This is a genomic window from Serratia sp. NGAS9, assembly GCF_009905295.1.
Classification (GTDB): domain Bacteria; phylum Pseudomonadota; class Gammaproteobacteria; order Enterobacterales; family Enterobacteriaceae; genus Serratia; species Serratia bockelmannii.
This window is the reverse complement of record NZ_CP047605.1, coordinates 568,280-586,437: the sequence shown is the minus strand read 5'-3', so window position 1 is coordinate 586,437 and position 18,158 is coordinate 568,280. Positions and strand designations below refer to the sequence as shown.

Here is an 18,158-nt window from a genome sequence, read left to right as displayed (position 1 = left end):
GCCGACGGCCGGAAAATAACGCCAAAACGTATTCGCCATTTATGGCGCGGCCTCCCCCTGCCCGCAATCGGGCCAGGCGGGATATTTCATCGTCACTCAACGCTTGGGGAAAAGGTTTATGTCCAGTGATTCGGTTTCCGCGCCCGCCGTCGGCGCGGCGCTCCCCTGCCCGCCGCGGCTGTTGACCGCCATTATCGTCTTCGCCGCCATCGCGCCGGGCATTCTGATGACCGCCCCCGCCGTGGCCGCCCAGCTCGCTACTCAGTGGCAGCTCGGCCCGGCGCAGATCGGCCACCTGTTCTCCACCGAACTCGGCGCCATGAGCCTGGCCACGCTGCCGGCGTGGTGGTGGATCGGGCGCATCAACTGGCGGCGGGTCGCTACGCTGTCGGCGCTGGTGTTTATCGCCGGCAACCTGGCTTCGGCGCTGGTGCAAGATTTTACCTTGCTGCTACCGCTGCGCTTTATCGCCTCGCTGGCGGGCGGCACCTTGATGATCCTGTGCATCACCTGCGCTGCCGGCACCGCCAATCCCAGCCGCGTCTATGCCTTCTGGGTGCTCGGCCAGCTGGTGCTGGGCGCGGTCGGGCTGCTGGTGCTGCCACCGTTGTTTGCGCTCTTCGGCCTGATGGCGGTCTACCTGATTTTGGCCGCCATCATGCTGTGCTGCCTGCCGCTCATCCCGGCGTTCCCCAACGGTTTCACCGCCGCCCGCACCGCCCGCAGCGGCCCCGCCGCCTCGCTGGCGCGCAAGCTGTGCGCCGTGCTGGCGGTGCTGACCTTTTACATCAGCCTGAGCGCGGTCTGGACCTTTATCGGCGGCATCGCCGCCGGCGCCGGGCTGTCGCCGGCCCACAGCGGCCAGGTGCTGGCCGTCGCCACCTTGATCGGCATCGTCGGCGCGGGGGCCGCGGCGCTGATCGGCGCGCGCTTCGGCGGCGGACGCCTGATCGTGCTGGGGTACGCCCTTCTGCTGGCCAGCGTGGCGCTGCTGATGGGCCAGCCCCTGCTCCTGCGCTTCGCCCTGGCCGCCCTGCTGTTCAAATTCACCTGGACCTTCGTGCTGCCGTTCATTCTGGCGCGGGTCGCCGGGCTGGATAACGACGGCAAGCTGATGAACGGCATCAACCTGGTGATCGGCGGCGGCATGGCCATCGGCCCGACGCTGGCCGGCTCTCTGATCGAATCTTCCGGCGGTTTCAACGCCTTGCTGTTCGGCGCGCTGGGCTGCGCGCTGCTGTCGCTGCTGTTGATTTCGCTGGCTTCACCGCGCGCACCGCGCCGTATAACAGGAGGAGAAAGGTGAAAAGAACAACCGGTTTCTTGTTTGATGAACGCTGTTTCTGGCACAGCACCGGCCTGCACGCCACCACCCTGCCGGTCGGCGGCTGGGTGCAACCGCCCTCGGGCGCCGGCCATGCCGAATCGCCGGAAACCAAACGGCGTATGAAGAACCTGATGGACGTATCCGGCCTGTCGCGCCAGCTCACCCTGCTGAGCGCCGAACCGGCGACGGAAGAAGACCTGCTGCGCATCCACCCCGCCCACTACCTGCAGCGCTTCAAACAGGTGAGCGACAGCGGCGGCGGCCTGCTGGGGGAGGAAGCGCCGCTGGGGCCGGGCAGCTATGAAATCGCCAAACTCTCCGCCGGGCTGGCCTGCGCGGCGGTGGAGGCGGTGCTGCAGGGCGAGCTGGATAATGCCTATGCGCTGTCGCGCCCGCCGGGCCACCACTGCCTGCCGGATCAATCGATGGGCTTCTGCTTCCTGGCCAATATTCCCATCGCCATCGAGCGCGCCAAGGCCCGCTACGGCCTCGGCAAAGTCGCGGTGCTCGACTGGGACGTGCACCACGGCAACGGCACCCAGCACATCTATTGGCAGCGCGGCGACGTGCTGACGCTGTCGCTGCATCAGGACGGCTGCTTCCCGGCGGGCTATTCCGGCGAGCAGGATCGCGGCGAAGGCGACGGGGCGGGCTGCAACGTTAACGTGCCGATGCTGGCCGGCGCCGGCGACGACGGCTACCTGCACGCCATGCGGCGCATCATCATCCCGGTACTGGAAAAATTCGAGCCGGAGCTGATCATCGTCGCCTGCGGTTACGACGCCAACGCCCTCGATCCGCTGGCGCGCATGCAGCTGCACAGCGACAGCTTCCGCGCCATGACCGCGCTGGTGCAGGAGGCCGCCGACCGGCTATGCGGCGGCAAACTGGTGATGGTGCATGAAGGCGGCTACGCCGAATCCTACGTGCCGTTCTGCGGGCTGGCGGTGATGGAACAGCTAAGCGGCGTGCGCACTGAAGTGCAGGATCCGCTGCTGACGTTCATCCAACAGCAGCAGCCGCGCGACGCCTTCAACCGCTTCCAGCGCGAAGCGCTCGACGAGCTGGCGCGCCAGTTCAGCCTGTAATCCCCTCTCTGCGGGCGCCGCACCCGGCGCCCCTGACAACCTCGCCGCCAGCCGCTACGCTGAAAGGCAACCCTACCACCATGAGAACAATAACATGTCCGAACAAACCGTCAGCTTTATCAAAGGCCGTCACGGCGACATCGCCGTGCACGACTGGGGAAACGACAAGCCGCACTATCTGGCGCTGCTGGTGCACGGCTACGGCGAGCACCTCGGCCGCTATCAATACGTGGCGCGCACGCTGCAGGCGCAGGGCGCGCGGGTGTTCGGCCCCGACCATCTCGGCCACGGCCTGTCGCAGGGCGAGCGCGTGCTGATCGAAGATTATGACGCCGTGGTCGACGACGTGCAGCGCGTGGTCAGCCATTTCCGGCAGCAATACCCCACCTTGCCGCTGGTGGTGATCGGCCACTCGATGGGCGGCATGATCGCCACCCGCTACGTGCAGCGCCATGGCGAGGAGGTACGCGCGCTGGTGCTGTCCGGCCCGCTGCTCGGCGACAGAACGGCGATTTCCGATCTGGCTGAACTGCCGACGATCCCCGACGCGCCGCTGGATACCGCGACCCTGGCGCGCGATCCGGCGGTTGGCGCGGCGTATCAGGAAGATCCGCTGGTGTGGCACGGGCCGTTCAAGCGTCCCACCCTACGCGCCATGCAGCGGATCCTCGCCGCCATCAACGCCGGGCCGGGCTTCGGCGCGCTGCCCACGCTGTGGATCCATGGCGACGACGATCGGCTGGTGCTGATGAGCGAAACGCAAACCGCGCTCGATCGTCTGCGCGGCGACGATTTCGAACGGATGATCAATGCGGGCGGGCGGCACGAGAGCTTTAACGAAACCAATAAGGATCAGATCCTCAAGCGGGTGACTGATTTTATTACGCGGGCGTTAGGCTAAGGCGCTCCCCCTCGGCATTCAGCCTGCTGAGGGGGGCATGACGGCGTCAGCCTTCGACGATGGCGAGGTAGTGTTTGACGAAGCGATCCGAGGTGATGTCCCAGCGCACCGGGGTGCCTTTCTCGACGAACCAGGAATCGCCGGCCTGATACTGCACCGATTCGCCGGTGCGTTCGTTGGTCAGGGTCGCGCTGCCTTCCCACACCGTAGCGTGCTCGGCGAACGGATACTCCATCACGAAGCTGCCGCGGGTGCAGCTGAACACGCCGCAGTTCAAGTTGTCGGTCGGTTCGCCGAAGATGCTGGCCACGCCGACGTTTGGCGTGCCGGCGATCACCGTGGCGCCCAGGTTGCTGACGCTGCCGATCTCCAGCAGTTCTGGCAGCGGTTGTTTAAGCAATAACGGTTTCATGAGATTCTCCTCTGAGGGTTAACGGCGGCCTTTCCAGTAGCCGGATGTCTGGTGCCAAACCTTACCGGCGGTGGTCATCACCCGCCGCAGCTTGTCCTTGCCGAAGATGTTGACGTGCGGGATCGAGCTCATCAGATCGTACCGATCGGATCCTTCGCTCATGCCCTCCGCCAGCACCTTGCACACGATGTGGCTCGGCGTCACGCCGAAGCCGGAGTAGCCCTGCACGTAAAACACGTTGTCGCGATCCGGCAGCGTGCCGATCTGCGGGAACAGGTTGGCGCTACAGCACAGCGGGCCGCCCCAGGCCAGATCGATCTTCACGTCTTTCAGGTACGGGAACACCTTCAGCATCAGGTTGCGGTTCCAGGCCTTGAGATCCGATGGGAAATATTCGATCAGGCGGGTGGCGCTGCCGAACAGCAGCCGGTTCTCGTTGGTCACCCGGTAATAATCGATCACCGGGCGGATGTCGCTGTAGGCGCCGCGGATCGGGCTGATCTGACGGATCAGATCGTCAGACAGCGGCTCGGTGGCCAGCTGGAAGGCGTAGGTATTGATGGTCTTGCGGTAGATCTGCGGCTCCATGCCGTTGAGAAAGCCGTTGCAGGCCCACAGCATCTTGTTGGCGCGCACAGAGCCCATGGCGGTGCGCACCGTGATGCGCGGGCCATACTCCACGTTGAGCACGCTGCTGTTCTCAAAGATTTTCACCCCGTAGCCGCTCAGCGCCTTGGCCTCGCCCAGCAGCAGGTTGAGCGAATGTACGTGGCCGCCGCCCATGTGCTTCAGCGCGCAGGTGTAGGCGTCTGAGCCCACCACCTGCTTCACCTCCGCCCCGGTGTAGAGCTCAATCTCCTCCTGCGGCGCTACCGCCTTGAACTCCTTCAGCCAGCCGCGCAGGGTCTTCTCCTGGCGCGCGTTGCTGCCGAGATAGCCGTAGCCGAAGCAGAAGTCGGCGTCGATGTCATATTTCTTGATGCGCTCGCGGATAATGCCGGCGCCGAGGTTACTGATTTTGAAGATGGTTTCCAGCCCGGCCGGGCCAACGTGGCGCTTGATCTTCTCCAGATCGTGGCCGATGCCGGCCATCACCTGGCCGCCGTTGCGTCCGGTGCCGCCGTAACCCAGATAGCGGCCTTCGAGAATGGCGATGTTGGTGATGCCCTTCTCCGCCAGCTCCAGCGCGGTGTTGATGCCGGAGAAGCCGCCGCCGATGATCACCACGTCGACGTCCAGATCCTCTTCCAGCGTCGGGAAGCGCAGATCGTATTTTTTGGTCGCCGCGTAGTAGGTTAAGGACTCGATTTCGTTGTTCACTGCCGCACTCCCGATTGCCTATGCCATGACATCGGATTATCGGGAGCAGTGGGATCGTTCGCTATGTCCCCTTAGGGACATTCGCTACAAAAAATTAACATTCACGCGCTGCGCCGCTGCGGGGCGGTCAGCAGCAGGCTAAACAACTCGGCCTGCGAGCCGATGTTCAGCTTGCCGTAGATGTTCTTGCGGTGATTTTTTACCGTGCCGAGGCTGATGAACAGCCGGTCGGCAATCTGCTGCGAACCGCAGCCGGCGAGGATCAGATCGACGATCTCGCGCTCGCGCGGCGTCAGCAGATAACGCGCCTGCCCGCCGTCATCGTTCACCGTCGCGGCCTCGGCCGGCGCCGCCACCACTTCGCCGTGCAGCCGCGCCACGCTTTTCACCAGCGTCAGCGCACTGCGCAGATCCGCCCGCTGCGGATAGCGTACCGCCACCGTGCGGCGCACCGAGCCGAAGAATACCCCCAGCCCGCGCTCCGGCGTCAGCTGCAGCAGCACGCCGGCCTCGTCGTGCCAGCCGGTCTTGCGATAAAAATTACGGTAATAATCGCTGTGATAAAACCCGCAGGGTGCCAGCTGGCGCAGCGTGAGCACCTCGCCTTCGCCGCCGTCGCTCAGCGCGCGGTAAAACGGATCCTGCAGGTAGGCGCCCTGTTGGTAGATCTGATTGACCGCATCGCTGTTTTCCCGCTCGGTTTTGATCAGGCAGCGCGGCGGCCGGCCGCGTTCGAAGGCATAGACGATGGCGTTGTCGAAGGCGAAAAATCCCTCCAGCCAATTCAACAGGCTGGGATAAAAACGCGGGCTAGCCACCGCATCGATCACCGCAGACAAGCGTTCAACCTGAATTTCCATACCCGCCTCGCCATTATTAACACATTAACAATCTACCGATTTCGGATGGGGTTGGCCGCACGACGGCCGGTACTGTTAAAAAAAGCACCCAAAACGCCGAAATGCAAGAACGCGATCGTTTACATGTTAAACAACTCACAGGTTGCCGCGGCGGGGAAAGCGGTGGCCGCTCCGCGCCCGCTGGCTTATGCTGTGGCATCGCGCTCTGCAACGCCGTCAAGGAGATCTCATGTCCGTCAGCCACATCATCGCCAATCGCCAGACCTGGTTCGGCCACGGCAGCATCCAGCAGCTGCCGCCGCTGCTGCTTGCCGACCCGCAGCCGACGCTGCTGTTCAGCTGTCGATCTTTTCTCAACGGCCCGGTGTATGCCGGCCTGCGCGAATCGCTGACGCCGCTGCTTATCGGCACGGAGATCGTCAGCCACGAGGCGTCGCCGCAGGAAATAGACGCCTGGGTGGCGCGCTGGCGCGGCCAGGCGCGGCGCGTAGTGGCCATCGGCGGCGGCAGCGTGCTGGACGCCGCCAAGGCGTTCTCCGCGCTGGTGGAGCATCCGCTGCCGACGCTGCGCTATATGGAAAAAGTCGGCGACAGCAAAATCAGCGGCGCCACCCTGCCGCTGATCGCCATTCCCACCACCGCCGGCACCGGCAGCGAGGTGACGCAGAACGCGGTGATCACCGACACCCAGGTCAGCAAAGTGAAGGCCTCGCTGCGCCACAATAACTTCGTGCCGCACACCGCCATTCTCGATCCGCAGCTGCTGGCGGGCGCGCCGGACAAAGTGTTGGCCTACTGCGCTATCGACGCCTTCACCCACCTGTTCGAGGCCTATCTGTCGAAAACCGCCGGCGCCATGACGCGCGACATGTCGCTGAACGGCATACGCCACTTCCTCGCCGCCTGGCCGGCGCTCAACCGCAGCGATGCGGCGCGCGAGGCGATCATGCAGGCTTCCTACCTCGGCGGGCTGACGCTGAGCGCCGCCGGGCTGGGGGTCATTCACGGCATCGCCGGCGAGATCGGCGCGCTGCGCGACTACCACCACGGCCAAGTCTGTGGCCGCCTGCTGCTGCCGTTCCTCGCCCTGCTGGAAACCAGCGAACAGCCGCAGCAACGCGCGCTGATGGCCGAGCTGGCCGCGCGCCTGTACCCGCACTGGCAGGGCAGCCCGGAGAGCTACCTGACCGATTTCATCACCCGCCACGCCATTGCGCCGTTCTGGCAGGACGATTTGCCGATTTCCGGCCAGGAATTGGCGGTGGCGCTGGAGAAATCCAACAGCAAGAATTCCTGGATCGACTATGCGCCGGCGCAGCGGCAACGGATGATCGAAGAGGCGTTTCGCGTCGAATGATTATATAATCAGATCAACGCACTAGCAGGAGTTAAGAAAATGGGCATCATCGGCTGGATCTTCGCCGGCATCGCGGTCGGCATCCTGGTCGGCGCGCTGATCAGGATCTTCGGCAAGAAGAAAGAGCAGTAAGCGTCACGCTGTTCCGTGGGCCGCCAGCAGGCACTCATGGAACAGCTTCACCACCCGCTGCGGCACCGGCGAGCGGCGCAGCACGCTGGAGTATTCACAGTGATAGCGGAACAGCGCCGGTTTGATCGCCCGCATCATATTCTGCGCCACGAAAAACGCCGCGTAGTGATCAGGCAAAAAGCCGACGTATTTGCCGGACAGGATCAGCGTGGCGATCGACTCCTGCGCAAACCCCGTCGCCTTGCGATGCAAATGTTGCTGCAGGCTCAGTTCCATATTCGGCGAATGATAGCCTAATCCGGCGAAGGCATAATTGTGCAGCAGATCCCAATTTAATGTTTCATGGGGGCCGGAAAATAATTCATGCTGCGCGCCGCAATATAAGAACATCCTCTCACTGAATAACGAATGATAAGATAAACTTTCCGCGCTGCGGTGCATGGGAATAACGCCAACCTGAAATTGCCCGTCAATGACGCCGCGTTCAATGGTATTAATCGGCTCCACGTACATTTGCAAAGAAACCTCCGGCGCGCGCTCGCTGAATAACGCGATGGCCCGGCCGATCTGCGCCTGCGGATTGCTGACCGTATGGTCGAATATCGCCACGTGCAGCTGCCCGCCCATGCGCTGGTGCACCTCGTCCACCCCGCGCCGGAACGCCTCGGTGGCCGCCAGCAGGTTGACCGTTTCCTGATAGATCAACAGCCCCTCGTCGGTAACCGCAAAACCCTCGCGCCCGCGCTGGCACAGCGTCAGGCCCAGCCGCTGCTCCAGATCCTTGATGTGCTTGCTAATGGTCGACAGGCTGATATTCAGCTCCAGTTCGGCGGCGCTCATGCCGCCGCAGTCGACCACGGCCTTGAATACCCGCAGCAAACGCAGATCCATATCCGACAATTGCCCTAACAGCGCGCGCTTTTTTACTTGCATAAAACCTTAAGTAAGTTTCGACATATGATTATTCACAGTAGAGAACAAGCGGTACATAGTCAATTTCGCACAACAATTCGTTAACAACTCATTTTATTTAATTAATCGCACTTATTTTCCTGCCCGGAGGAAAACATGGCCGCTGAAAATTATTCGCTTAATCGTCTCGATGCCGAAGGGTTAGAGGCCCATTGGATGCCTTTTACCGGCAACCGTAATTTTAAAGCGCAGCCGCGCATCATTACTCAGGCCGCAGGGGCGTATTACACCAGCCACGACGGCAGAAAGATTTTCGACGGCCTGTCCGGATTGTGGTGCTGCGGATTGGGGCACGGCCGGCAGGAAATCACCGACGCCGCCCAGCGCCAGCTGGCGACGCTGGATTACTCGCCGGCGTTTCAGTTCGGCCACCCGCTGTCGTTCGAGCTGGCCAACAAAATCAAGGCGCTGACGCCGGCGGGGCTGGATTACGTGTTCTTCACCGGCTCCGGCTCGGAAGCGGCGGACACCTCGCTGAAAATGGCGCGCGCTTACTGGCGCGCCAAAGGCCAGGCGGGCAAAACCTGCTTTATCGGCCGGGAGAAGGGCTATCACGGCGTTAACTTCGGCGGTATCTCGGTCGGCGGCATCGCCGGCAACCGCAAGACGTTCGGCGCCGGCGCCGAGGCGGACCATCTGCCGCACACCCTGCTGGCCGGCAACGCCTTTTCGCGCGGCATGCCGCAACAGGGGGCGGAGCTGGCGGAAGAGCTCAGCCGCATCATCGCGCTGCGCGACGCCTCGACGATCGCCGCAGTGATCGTCGAGCCGTTCTCCGGCTCCGCCGGGGTGATCGTGCCGCCGGTCGGCTACTTGCAGCGCCTGCGCGAAATCTGTACCCAGCATGACATCCTGCTGATCTTCGACGAAGTGATCACCGCCTTCGGCCGCTGCGGCGCGATGACCGGCGCCGAGGCTTTCGGCGTCACGCCGGACATCATGAACATCGCCAAACAGGTGACCAACGGCGCGCAGCCGATGGGCGCGGTGGTGGTACGGCCGGAGATTTACCACACCTTCATGAACGGCGGCGAGCCGAACTACCAGCTCGAATTCCCGCACGGCTACACCTACTCCGCCCATCCGGTCAGCTGCGCGGTCGCGCTGGCGACGCTGGACATCCTGCAGCGCGAACAGATGGTGGAGCGCGTACAGGCGCTGGCGCCCTACTTCGAGCGCGCGGTGCACAGCCTGCAGGGGGCCAAACACGTCGCCGACATTCGCAATATCGGCCTGGCGGCCGGCATCACGCTGGCGGCGCGGCCCGGCGAGCCGGCGCGGCGCCCCTTCGAGGCGGCGATGCGCTGCTGGGAAAGCGGATTTTACGTGCGCTACGGCGGCGACACCCTGCAGCTGGCACCGCCGTTCATCAGCAGCGAAGCGCAGATCGATGCGCTGATCAACGCCGTGGGCGACGCCCTCAACGCCACCGAATAAGGAGAGAACCATGACCATCACCCATTGGATCAACGGCGAGCCCGCCGCCGGCGGCGAACGCAGCCAGCCGGTTTACGACCCGGCCACCGGCCAATCGGCGCAGGAGGTGCAGTTGGCCGACCGCGCCACGGTGGAGCGCGCCATCGCCGCCGCCGAACAGGCTTATCCCGCCTGGCGCGATACCCCTCCGCTGAAGCGCGCGCGCATCATGATGAAGCTCAAGGATCTGCTGGAGCAACACGCCGACGCCATCTGCCAGTTAATCACCGCCGAGCACGGCAAGGTGCTCAGCGACGCCCTGGGCGAACTGCAGCGCGGCATTGAGAATATCGAATACGCCAGCTATGTGCCGGAACTGCTGAAGGGTGAACACAGCAAAGAGGCAGGCCCGGGCATCGACAGCTGGAGCGAGTTTCAGCCGCTGGGGGTGGTGGCGGGCATCACCCCGTTCAACTTCCCGGCGATGGTGCCGCTGTGGATGTGGCCAATGGCGGTCGCCTGCGGCAACACCTTCGTGCTGAAACCTTCCGAGCGAGTGCCTTCCGCCGCGCTGTATATCGCCCGGCTGGCGGCGGAAGCCGGGCTGCCACCGGGGGTGCTCAACGTGGTCAACGGCGATCGTGAAGCGGTGGAGACGCTGCTGCATGACGGGCGCGTCAAAGCGATCAGCTTCGTCGGTTCGACGCCGGTGGCGGAGCACATCTATCACACCGGCTGCGGCCAGAACAAACGGGTGCAGGCGCTGGGCGGCGCCAAAAACCACGCGGTGGTGCTGCCGGACGCCGATATCCCCGGCGCGGTCGGCGCGCTGATGGGCGCGGCGTTCGGCTCGTGCGGCCAGCGCTGCATGGCCATCCCGCTGGTGGTGGCGGTGGGCGACGACACCGCCGACGCGCTGATCGCCGGGCTGCGGCAACAGATGGCCGCCATGCGCGTCGGCCCCGGCAGCGACAACCGCAACGACATGGGGCCGCTGGTGACCCAGCAGCATTATCAGAAGGTGAAAGGCTATATCGATCAGGGCGTAGCCGAAGGCGCCGAGCTGCTGGTGGACGGCCGCGAGCTGAGCGTGATCGGCGCCGACGGCCGCCCCAGCCAGGGGTATTTCCTCGGCCCGACGCTGTTCGATCGCGTGACGCCCGGCATGCGCATCTATCAGGAGGAGATCTTCGGCCCGGTGCTCGGCGTGGTGCGCGCGGCCTCGCTGCCGGAGGCGATGGCCTTGATCGACGCCCACGAATACGGCAACGGCACCTGCCTGTTCACCCGCGACGGCGAAGCGGCACGCCACTTTTCCAGCCGCATTCAGGTCGGCATGGTGGGGATCAACGTGGCGCTGCCTGTGCCGGTGGCCTACCACTCGTTCGGCGGCTGGAAGCGCTCGCTGTTTGGCGATCTGCACGCCTACGGCCCGGACGCCGTCAGGTTCTACACCAAACGCAAGACCGTGACCCAGCGCTGGCCGGCCTCCGGCGATGCCCGCCGCGCCAGCTTCAGCTTCCCGTCGGGGCAGGGGTAACACATAAGAACAATAAACTTCCGGGGAGCAACGCTCCCCGGCATTTAGCGCGCTCCATTTGATTCCTGCGTACAGCCTGTGCAGCAAAACAATAACTCACTCACACGTTAATGGAGTCGTTATCCCATGAAAGAGTCCGCCCCTGAACACACCTTCAAAGGCAATCTCAGCGTCCTCGACGTGGTGATGATCACCGCGTCCGGCGTGACGCCGGCCAGTTCGATCTTCGTTATCGCGCCGCTGGCGATCGCCAACGCCGGCAGCGGCGCCTTTCTGTCGTTTCTGATCGCCGCCTGCGTCGCCGCCGCCATCGCGTTGTGCTATGCCGAGCTCGGCGCCGCACACCCCAGCGCCGGCGGCGAATACAGCATCATCAAGCGCCTGTTCGGCACCCTGTGCGGGTTGCAGACCTACCTGTTTATCCTCAGCGCCTCGCTGTTCGTGCCGGCGGTGCTGGCCACCGGCGCAGTGCCTTACCTGAACACCGCGCTGGGCACCCAATTCGACGCCTCGACCGCCGGCATGCTCACCGTGCTGGTCGGCGGTATCTGCGCCATTTTCAACATCAAGGCCAACGCCCTGCTGACCGGCGCCTTTCTGGTGGTGGAAGTGGCGGTGCTGGCGCTGATCGCCTGGCTCGGCTTCAGCCACCCGCATCAGAGTACGGAGATCCTCACCGCGCCGGTGATGCTGGACGCGCAGGGCAGCCTGGCGCCGGTATCGCTGCCGCTGATCGTCGCCATGGTCGGGGTCGCGCTGTTCTCCTACAACGGCTACGGCGCGGCGGTGTACATGGCGGAAGACATGCGCGAACAGGGCAGGCCGATGGCGATCGCGATCATGCTGACGCTGGTCATCGTGGTGCTGGTGGAACTGGTGCCGTTCACCGCCCTGCTGATCGGCTCGCCGTCGCTGACGGAGATGGCCAAACAGGCCGATCCGGTCGGCTACGTGGTCACCCAGCTCGGCGGCCCGACGCTGGCGCGGGTGGTGAGTGGCGCAATCTATCTGTCGGTGTTCAACGCCATTATCGCCATCGTGGCGCAGTTCAGCCGCATGATGTTCGCCAGCGGACGTGACGGCTTCTGGCTGCCGGCGTTCAACCGGGCGCTGAAAATCATCCACCCGCGTTTCGGCACCCCCTGGATCGCCACCCTGCTGTTCGGCGTGCCGTCGGCGCTGCTGGCGTTTTGCTCCGATCTCGAATCGCTGACCTCGTTCACCGTGATCCTGCTGCTGCTGGTGTACATCATTATGGCGGTGGCGGCGCTGATCAGTCGCCGTCGCCGCCACTTCCACCACCCGTACCTGATGCCGCTGTGGCCGCTGCCGGTGGTGGTGGCGCTGCTGTGCTGCCTGTACGTGCTATGGACGATTTTGATCGCCAGCAGCCTGAAAGACTTTATTATCATTGCCGGCATCATCGGCTTCGGGTTGGCGCTGAACCATCTGCGCGGCCGCCAGACGGCGCCCCTCGCCGCCCCCTCAATAGAAGGAGAATAACCATGACGCAGCGCGCTCAGAATCTGGGCATCATCATCGGCCAGGGCACGCCCGGCCCGCTGAACGCCATCACCGACGTGCCCGGCGTGCGCGTCGGCCATGCCAGCATTCATGCCGACTTGGCGGACGGGCGCAGCGTGCGCACCGGCGTGACGGTGATCGAACCGCGCCCCGGCTCCGCCCGCCACGCGCCCTGCTTCGCCGGCGTGCACGTGCTGAACGGCAACGGCGACGCCACCGGCCTGGAATGGGTGCGCGAAGCGGGCCTGCTGACCAGCCCGATCGCCTTCACCAACACCCACAGCGTGGGCGTGGTGCGCGATGCGCTGATCGCGCTGGAGCGTGAAGCGCTGCCCGCAGGCGACAACGCGGTGTATTGGAATATGCCGGTGGTGATGGAAACCTTCGATGGCCTGCTCAACGACATCAACGGCTTTCACGTCAAGGCCGAGCACGTGCGCGAGGCGCAGCAGGCGGCCCAGGGCGGCTTGCCGCAGGAAGGCGCGGTCGGCGGCGGCAGCGGCATGATCTGCCATGAATTCAAAGGCGGCAGCGGCACCGCCTCGCGCCGCTTGCCTGCCGATCAAGGCGGCTGGACGGTGGGCGCTATCGTGCAGGCCAACCACGGCAAGCGCGAGTCGCTGCTGGTCGGCGGTTACCCGGTGGGCCGGCATCTGAGGCATATCCCCTCGCCGTTCACGCCGCAGTTGCCGCATCCCGGCATGGGCTCCATCGTGGTGGCGCTGGCGACCGACGCGCCGCTGCTGCCGCACCAGTGCGCGCGGCTGGCGCAGCGCGCCAGCATCGGCATCGCCCGCACCGGCGGCGGCACCGAGGATTCGAGCGGCGATATCTTTATCGCCTTCGCCACCGGCAACGACGGCCTGCCGCCCGCCGACTACGCCAATAAAGGCGCTTTTACCACGCCGCTGCGCATGGTGAACAACGACTACATTTCGGCGCTGTTCGCCGCGGCGGCGGAAGCGGTGGAAGAGGCGATCGTCAATGCGCTGCTGGCGGCCAATACCGTCAGCGGCAACGGCCATCGGGCGGAAGGGTTAAGCGCCGAACAGCTGGTGACGGCGCTGGAGAAGGCCGGCTGGCGGCGGTAAACAACGCGGGGCGCGGGTTAACGCGCCCTGACCGTCAGGATTCGCCGCCCGGTTTGGGCGTCGGATAGTCGTAATCAAGCCGCAACGGTTCGGCGTAGACGCTGTTCCACAGCTGTTGGTACAGCTGGTCCAACCGCCCGCTCATCGCCGCGCTGTGCATCACCAGCTCCAGATTGCGCGAGTTGTCCAGATAGCCGCCGGTCCAGTTGCTGGTGCCCACCCAGGCAATCTCATCGTCGATGGTCATCAGCTTGCTGTGGATCACGCGGGCAAACGGAATGAAGCCGCTGCTGGCCGGCGGAATGGTCACCACCTTGATCTGCACGTTCGGCACCAGCGCCAGGCTCTTCAGCCAGGCGATATCCGGCTTTTTGGTGTTCCAGTTGGCCACCATCAGCTCGATCTGCACGCCGCGCGCCGCCGCGCTGCGCAGCGCGTTGTCGATCACCGCGTAGAAGGGACGGCTGCGCTCCGGGCCAAACGACAGCGGCGCGTAGTCCATCACCTGCACCCGCACCCGCCGTTTGGCGCCGGCCAGCAAGCGCGGCAGCTCGGCCTGCGAATCGAGCACGCCCGCCGGGTTGTAGGCGCGCGGGCTGGCCACCAGATAGTTGCCCTGCGGCTGCGCCGTCGGCGGCGAATCGGGCAACGCCGGCACCGGCTTATCCTGCGCCAACAGCGCCTGCGCCCGCCAGTCCTGTTCGAAGATCGCCTGGATCTGCCCCACCACTTTAGCATCGCTGATGCGCAGCCCGGTTTCGTGAATATGCTCCAACGCGCGCCAGTCGAAATTCTGGCTGCCGACAAACGCCTGCTCGCCGTCCACCAGCAGATATTTGGCGTGCAGGATGCCGCCGCTCAGCTTCTGGTAAGGAATGATGCGCAGCTCCAGATTGGGGATCGTCTTCAGCTGTTCCAGCGTTTCGGCGGTAGAAATGCGAATGCCCTTCTCTTCCACCAAAAAGCGGATTTTCACCCCGCGCTCACCGGCCGCCTTCAGGTGCTGCAGCACGCCGTCCAGCAGCGAACCGTCCTGATTCGCCACGTAAAACTGCCCCAGGTCGATGCGGGTTTTCGCCGCGTCGAACATCTCGCGCCACACCTCGGCGGTGTTGCGCAGGTCGTCGGCCTGCAGCGCGGTTTCCACCGGCGCGGTGTACACCAGCTCATAGCCGGGAATCGCAAAACGCGCCGCAGCGCTCTGGCTCAACATCAACAAACAACCGCTCCACAATGCCGCATAAAGGCGGCCGAGCGGCCGCCGTACTGGATGGCCATTAGGCATAGCGCGGCGCTCCGCTGTCAACCCATTGTTCGCCGCTGCCGTTCTCCGGGCGGCTGGTCGGCTGACCGGCGCGGATCAGCAGCACCTTCAGCAGCTCGTTGATGCGCTCCATGCGGCTCTGCAGGAAGTTGTTGGCCACCAGGCACAGCAGCGCGATGGCGATGCCGAGGCCAGTGGCGTACAGCGCGGTGCCCATCCCGGCCGACACCAGGCTCGGCTCGGACACCCCCGAGGCGGCCAGCGCCTTGAAGGTTTCGATGATCCCCATCACCGTGCCGAGCAACCCCAGCAGCGGCGCGGCGGTGACCACGGTTTCCAGCAGCCACAGGCCGCGCGCCATCGGCGGCTTGCTCAGCAGGTACTGGGCGTCGATCAGATCGCCGATCGCCTCGCGGTCGCCGGCGCGGTGCTTCTGCGCCAATACCGGCGCGATCACCGCCATCGGCAGGCTGTTGCGCTGGGTCAGCTCGTCCGGCAGATCGGCGGCGCGGCGTACGTCCGGCGTCAGCGCCTGCTCCAGCCGGCGCGCCTGGCGTTGGGTATAGGCGAAGTACAGCGTGCGTTCGATGATGATCACCAGCGCGATCGCCAGCGCGGCGTACATCACGTAGAAAATAATGTCGTGCAACAGATTGGCGTCCATACAGGGCTCCTCTTCCCCGCCGCCGGGCAGGCGGCGGGGTATTCAGTTAAAAGGTGGCTTCCAGCGAGACGCTGAAGGTGCGTTCTTCGCCGACGTTGTAATACGGCGTGCTGGCCTTCACGCCGCCGTACGGCGCCGCGTTGAAGGTGGTGGTGCGCACCGAGGTCAGGTATTCCTTGTCAAACAGGTTGCTGATGCCAAAGCGCAGCGCGGCGCTTTTGACGATTTTCTTGTCCACGGGCAGATGCACCCCCGCCGCCAGATCGAACACCGTGCGGCCGCCGATCTTCTCGTCGTTGGTCAGATCGCCGTAGAACGCACTGACGTACTTGCCGCTGACGCTGCCGTAATACAGCCCGTCGTCATAACCCAACGTCATGTTCAGCAGGTTTTTCGGCACGTTCGGCACTTCTTTGCCGGAGGTCGGCAGCGGCTGCCCGCCGTTGCTGACGATGTCGCTCTTCTGCTTCGATTGGGTATAGGTATATGAGGTGTAGTAGTTGAAGTTATGCGGCAGTTGGCCGCTCCACTCCAGCTCCAGCCCTTTGTTCTCCACATTGCCGATGTTCATCATCTCGTAATCGCCGGCCGAGTTGGTGGTGGAGATCTGGCGATCGCTGTAGCGCATGTAGAACAGCGTGGCGCTCAGCAGCATGTCCTCTTGCTGGAAACGCCAGCCCAGTTCGTGGTTCCAGCTGAGTTCCGGCTTGGTGCTGAGCGAGTCGCCGACGTTGTACAGCACGTAGTTTGGCGGCGTGCGCATGTTGCGCGTCAGGTTGTAGAACACCTGGTTTTCCTGGTTCACCTTATAGCTGGCGCTGAAGTTCGGCAGGAATTCGTGATAGGTGGCTTTGCGCTTCTCCGGCACGTTGTACAGGCTGCCGCGGTTGTCCCCTTTGCGCTCCACGTACTGATAGGCCAGGCCGCCGACGAAGGTCCAGTCCGGCGTGGCGAACCAGGTGTCCTGCAGCCACACCTTCTGCGCCGGGGTGATGGTGTACTGGTTGCGCCCCTGCACCGTATTGCCGTTGGCGTCCTTCACCTGATCGGATCCGCCCGGTTTGCCCGAGATTTGCGCCGGATTGCCATCATCTTTGATGCTGATGAACGGTTGGGTCTGCAGCTGGCGCGCGCGCTCGTACCAGTAACCGATGTCCAGGCTGTGCTGATCGTTGATGTCCCACTTCAGCTTGGTGGTGATGCCCGGCCGCCAGGTTTGGGTCCACGACGGGCGGTAATAGGTGTTGGACTGCAGGTTGCTGAGGTCATACTGCCCGGCCTTGTCCGACGTGCTGGACAGCACCGAGGCCGTCTGGCCGTTGAAGCTGCCGCCGTTGCCCCAGTAGTAATACGGTTGCAGAGTCAGCGACAGGTTATCGCGCAGCTGCAGCTTCTGGGTGAACGACAGCGTGAAGGTTTCGAACGGGTTGCGTTCAATCTTGTAGTACTTGTTCAACTGCCCTTTGCTGTTGTACTCCGGTGTGGTGACGTAGTCGGTGTCACGGCCGTCGTTTTGGAACTGCGCCTTGCTCAGAGTGTTGTAGTTGGTGTTGTTCTGGCGGTTGTACTTCATCACCAGGTTGCTGCTGTTGCCGTTGCCGTCTTCGTACAGCGAGTTCATCTCGAACTTGTCGGAATACAGTCGCCCCTCGCCGCGCCACTTCTTCGCCTCGGTGTGCGAATAAGAGAGCCAGTTACTGAAGCCGTTGTACTCGCCGGTCTCCAGGCGGGCAAAGGTTTTGCTCAGGCTGTTGCTGCCCAGCGTTTGCTTGACGAAACCGCCGAAGTCTTTCGCCGGGCGGCGCGTCACCAGGCCGATGTTGCCGCCGCTGGAGCCGATGTGCGGGCCGTCCGCTTCGGAAGACCCTTGGGTGACGAACACCTCCTCCAGGTTTTCCGCATCGCCGAGCAGGTTCGGGTATACCGCGTAGTTGCCGGAGTCGTTGATCGGAATGCCGTCCATCGACAGGCCGATCTGATCCGAGTTCATGCCGCGCATGGTGTAGTCCACGCCGCTCAGGCCGCTGGCGTCGTTGCTGTTGACGTTCAGGCCCGGCGTGTATTTCAGCTTGTCGATGGCGTTGGCCGCCGACGGCATTTTGTCCATCGCCTCTTTGGTGACGGTAGAACGCGCCTTGGCGCTGTCATCCTGCACCATCATGCCGCCGCCGAGCGACTGCCCCTTGACGCTGATGGTGCCGACATCGGTGGCGTCGGCCGCCAGCGCGGCGCCCGGCAGCATCGCCGACATCACCGCCAGATAGATCCCAGAACGATTAAACGATTTCAT

Annotated in this window: 15 protein-coding genes; 8 read left to right on the top strand and 7 right to left on the bottom strand. The window is 64.0% G+C overall.

The features are described 5' to 3' along the window. The first annotated feature begins 118 nt into the window (after window positions 1–118). The 3 genes from GUC32_RS02710 to GUC32_RS02700 all read left to right on the top strand — a co-directional run bounded on the left by GUC32_RS02710 (window position 119) and on the right by GUC32_RS02700 (window position 3,316). A complete protein-coding gene (locus GUC32_RS02710) occupies window positions 119–1,306 on the top strand; it encodes an MFS transporter (RefSeq protein WP_313258850.1) in 1,188 nt (395 codons plus the stop codon). Continuing rightward, window positions 1,303–2,415 (top strand): class II histone deacetylase, encoded by a 1,113-nt coding sequence (locus tag GUC32_RS02705; protein ID WP_369435544.1) that lies wholly within the window; start codon window positions 1,303–1,305, stop codon window positions 2,413–2,415. The genes GUC32_RS02710 and GUC32_RS02705 overlap by 4 nt, the downstream gene beginning before the upstream one ends. A gap of 94 nt (window positions 2,416–2,509) precedes the next feature. After that, window positions 2,510–3,316, top strand: coding sequence for an alpha/beta hydrolase (locus GUC32_RS02700; RefSeq protein ID WP_147823083.1), 807 nt, complete (start codon window positions 2,510–2,512; stop codon window positions 3,314–3,316). A gap of 46 nt (window positions 3,317–3,362) precedes the next feature. Here the strand turns inward: GUC32_RS02700 and GUC32_RS02695 are convergent, their stop codons facing one another. The 3 genes from GUC32_RS02695 to GUC32_RS02685 all read right to left on the bottom strand — a co-directional run bounded on the left by GUC32_RS02695 (window position 3,363) and on the right by GUC32_RS02685 (window position 5,908). Beyond that, window positions 3,363–3,728, bottom strand: coding sequence for a cupin domain-containing protein (locus GUC32_RS02695; protein WP_015376517.1), 366 nt, complete (start codon window positions 3,726–3,728; stop codon window positions 3,363–3,365). Window positions 3,729–3,746: 18 nt separating this feature from the next. Then, window positions 3,747–5,048 carry an FAD-binding oxidoreductase gene (locus GUC32_RS02690; protein ID WP_033636959.1) on the bottom strand — a complete coding sequence of 434 codons (1,302 nt, stop codon included), beginning with the start codon at window positions 5,046–5,048 and terminating at the stop codon, window positions 3,747–3,749. Window positions 5,049–5,149: 101 nt separating this feature from the next. Next, window positions 5,150–5,908 carry a helix-turn-helix transcriptional regulator gene (locus GUC32_RS02685; RefSeq protein ID WP_049204602.1) on the bottom strand — a complete coding sequence of 253 codons (759 nt, stop codon included), beginning with the start codon at window positions 5,906–5,908 and terminating at the stop codon, window positions 5,150–5,152. Between the two features lie 229 nt (window positions 5,909–6,137). Here GUC32_RS02685 and GUC32_RS02680 point away from each other — a divergent pair, with 229 nt between their 5' ends. After that, the gene (locus GUC32_RS02680; protein ID WP_043136185.1) at window positions 6,138–7,265 is read left to right on the top strand and encodes an iron-containing alcohol dehydrogenase; all 1,128 of its coding nucleotides are present in this window, start codon (window positions 6,138–6,140) and stop codon (window positions 7,263–7,265) included. A gap of 135 nt (window positions 7,266–7,400) precedes the next feature. On the opposite strand, the gene GUC32_RS02675 is transcribed toward GUC32_RS02680, so the two are convergent. Then, window positions 7,401–8,330, bottom strand: coding sequence for a LysR family transcriptional regulator (locus GUC32_RS02675; protein ID WP_025305173.1), 930 nt, complete (start codon window positions 8,328–8,330; stop codon window positions 7,401–7,403). Window positions 8,331–8,465: 135 nt separating this feature from the next. On the opposite strand from GUC32_RS02675, the gene GUC32_RS02670 reads away from it, so the two are divergent. The 4 genes from GUC32_RS02670 to GUC32_RS02655 all read left to right on the top strand — a co-directional run bounded on the left by GUC32_RS02670 (window position 8,466) and on the right by GUC32_RS02655 (window position 13,940). Further along, window positions 8,466–9,806: an aspartate aminotransferase family protein gene (locus GUC32_RS02670; RefSeq protein ID WP_049204597.1), complete on the top strand. Its 1,341-nt coding sequence runs from the start codon at window positions 8,466–8,468 to the stop codon at window positions 9,804–9,806. 10 nt (window positions 9,807–9,816) lie between these two features. Beyond that, window positions 9,817–11,325: a CoA-acylating methylmalonate-semialdehyde dehydrogenase gene (locus tag GUC32_RS02665; protein ID WP_193402594.1), complete on the top strand. Its 1,509-nt coding sequence runs from the start codon at window positions 9,817–9,819 to the stop codon at window positions 11,323–11,325. Window positions 11,326–11,451: 126 nt separating this feature from the next. Beyond that, window positions 11,452–12,828 carry an APC family permease gene (locus tag GUC32_RS02660; protein WP_025305170.1) on the top strand — a complete coding sequence of 459 codons (1,377 nt, stop codon included), beginning with the start codon at window positions 11,452–11,454 and terminating at the stop codon, window positions 12,826–12,828. 2 nt (window positions 12,829–12,830) lie between these two features. Next, window positions 12,831–13,940, top strand: a complete 1,110-nt coding sequence (locus tag GUC32_RS02655) for a P1 family peptidase (protein WP_369435543.1) — start codon at window positions 12,831–12,833, stop codon at window positions 13,938–13,940. 34 nt (window positions 13,941–13,974) lie between these two features. Here the strand turns inward: GUC32_RS02655 and GUC32_RS02650 are convergent, their stop codons facing one another. The 3 genes from GUC32_RS02650 to GUC32_RS02640 are packed head-to-tail and all read right to left on the bottom strand — an operon-like array spanning window position 13,975 to window position 18,158. Further along, window positions 13,975–15,225, bottom strand: a complete 1,251-nt coding sequence (locus tag GUC32_RS02650; protein WP_369435542.1) for a phospholipase D-like domain-containing protein — start codon at window positions 15,223–15,225, stop codon at window positions 13,975–13,977. Next, window positions 15,218–15,868 (bottom strand): MotA/TolQ/ExbB proton channel family protein, encoded by a 651-nt coding sequence (locus tag GUC32_RS02645; protein ID WP_089196478.1) that lies wholly within the window; start codon window positions 15,866–15,868, stop codon window positions 15,218–15,220. The genes GUC32_RS02650 and GUC32_RS02645 overlap by 8 nt, the downstream gene beginning before the upstream one ends. 46 nt (window positions 15,869–15,914) lie before the next feature. Further along, entirely contained in the window at window positions 15,915–18,158 is a 2,244-nt protein-coding gene (locus GUC32_RS02640) for a TonB-dependent receptor (protein WP_049204587.1), read from the bottom strand.

Excerpts from the sequence above, each read along its gene's own strand:
- GUC32_RS02710 (WP_313258850.1), top strand. The coding sequence starts at position 119 with ATGTCCAGTGATTCGGTTTCCGCGCCCGCCGTCGGCGCGGCGCTCCCC.
- GUC32_RS02700 (WP_147823083.1), top strand. The coding sequence starts at position 2,510 with ATGTCCGAACAAACCGTCAGCTTTATCAAAGGCCGTCACGGCGACATC.
- GUC32_RS02695 (WP_015376517.1), bottom strand. The coding sequence starts at position 3,728 with ATGAAACCGTTATTGCTTAAACAACCGCTGCCAGAACTGCTGGAGATC.
- GUC32_RS02685 (WP_049204602.1), bottom strand. The coding sequence starts at position 5,908 with ATGGAAATTCAGGTTGAACGCTTGTCTGCGGTGATCGATGCGGTGGCT.
- GUC32_RS02680 (WP_043136185.1), top strand. The coding sequence starts at position 6,138 with ATGTCCGTCAGCCACATCATCGCCAATCGCCAGACCTGGTTCGGCCAC.
- GUC32_RS02675 (WP_025305173.1), bottom strand. The coding sequence starts at position 8,330 with ATGCAAGTAAAAAAGCGCGCGCTGTTAGGGCAATTGTCGGATATGGAT.
- GUC32_RS02670 (WP_049204597.1), top strand. The coding sequence starts at position 8,466 with ATGGCCGCTGAAAATTATTCGCTTAATCGTCTCGATGCCGAAGGGTTA.
- GUC32_RS02665 (WP_193402594.1), top strand. The coding sequence starts at position 9,817 with ATGACCATCACCCATTGGATCAACGGCGAGCCCGCCGCCGGCGGCGAA.
- GUC32_RS02660 (WP_025305170.1), top strand. The coding sequence starts at position 11,452 with ATGAAAGAGTCCGCCCCTGAACACACCTTCAAAGGCAATCTCAGCGTC.
- GUC32_RS02655 (WP_369435543.1), top strand. The coding sequence starts at position 12,831 with ATGACGCAGCGCGCTCAGAATCTGGGCATCATCATCGGCCAGGGCACG.
- GUC32_RS02650 (WP_369435542.1), bottom strand. The coding sequence starts at position 15,225 with ATGCCTAATGGCCATCCAGTACGGCGGCCGCTCGGCCGCCTTTATGCG.
- GUC32_RS02645 (WP_089196478.1), bottom strand. The coding sequence starts at position 15,868 with ATGGACGCCAATCTGTTGCACGACATTATTTTCTACGTGATGTACGCC.
- GUC32_RS02640 (WP_049204587.1), bottom strand. The coding sequence starts at position 18,158 with ATGAAATCGTTTAATCGTTCTGGGATCTATCTGGCGGTGATGTCGGCG.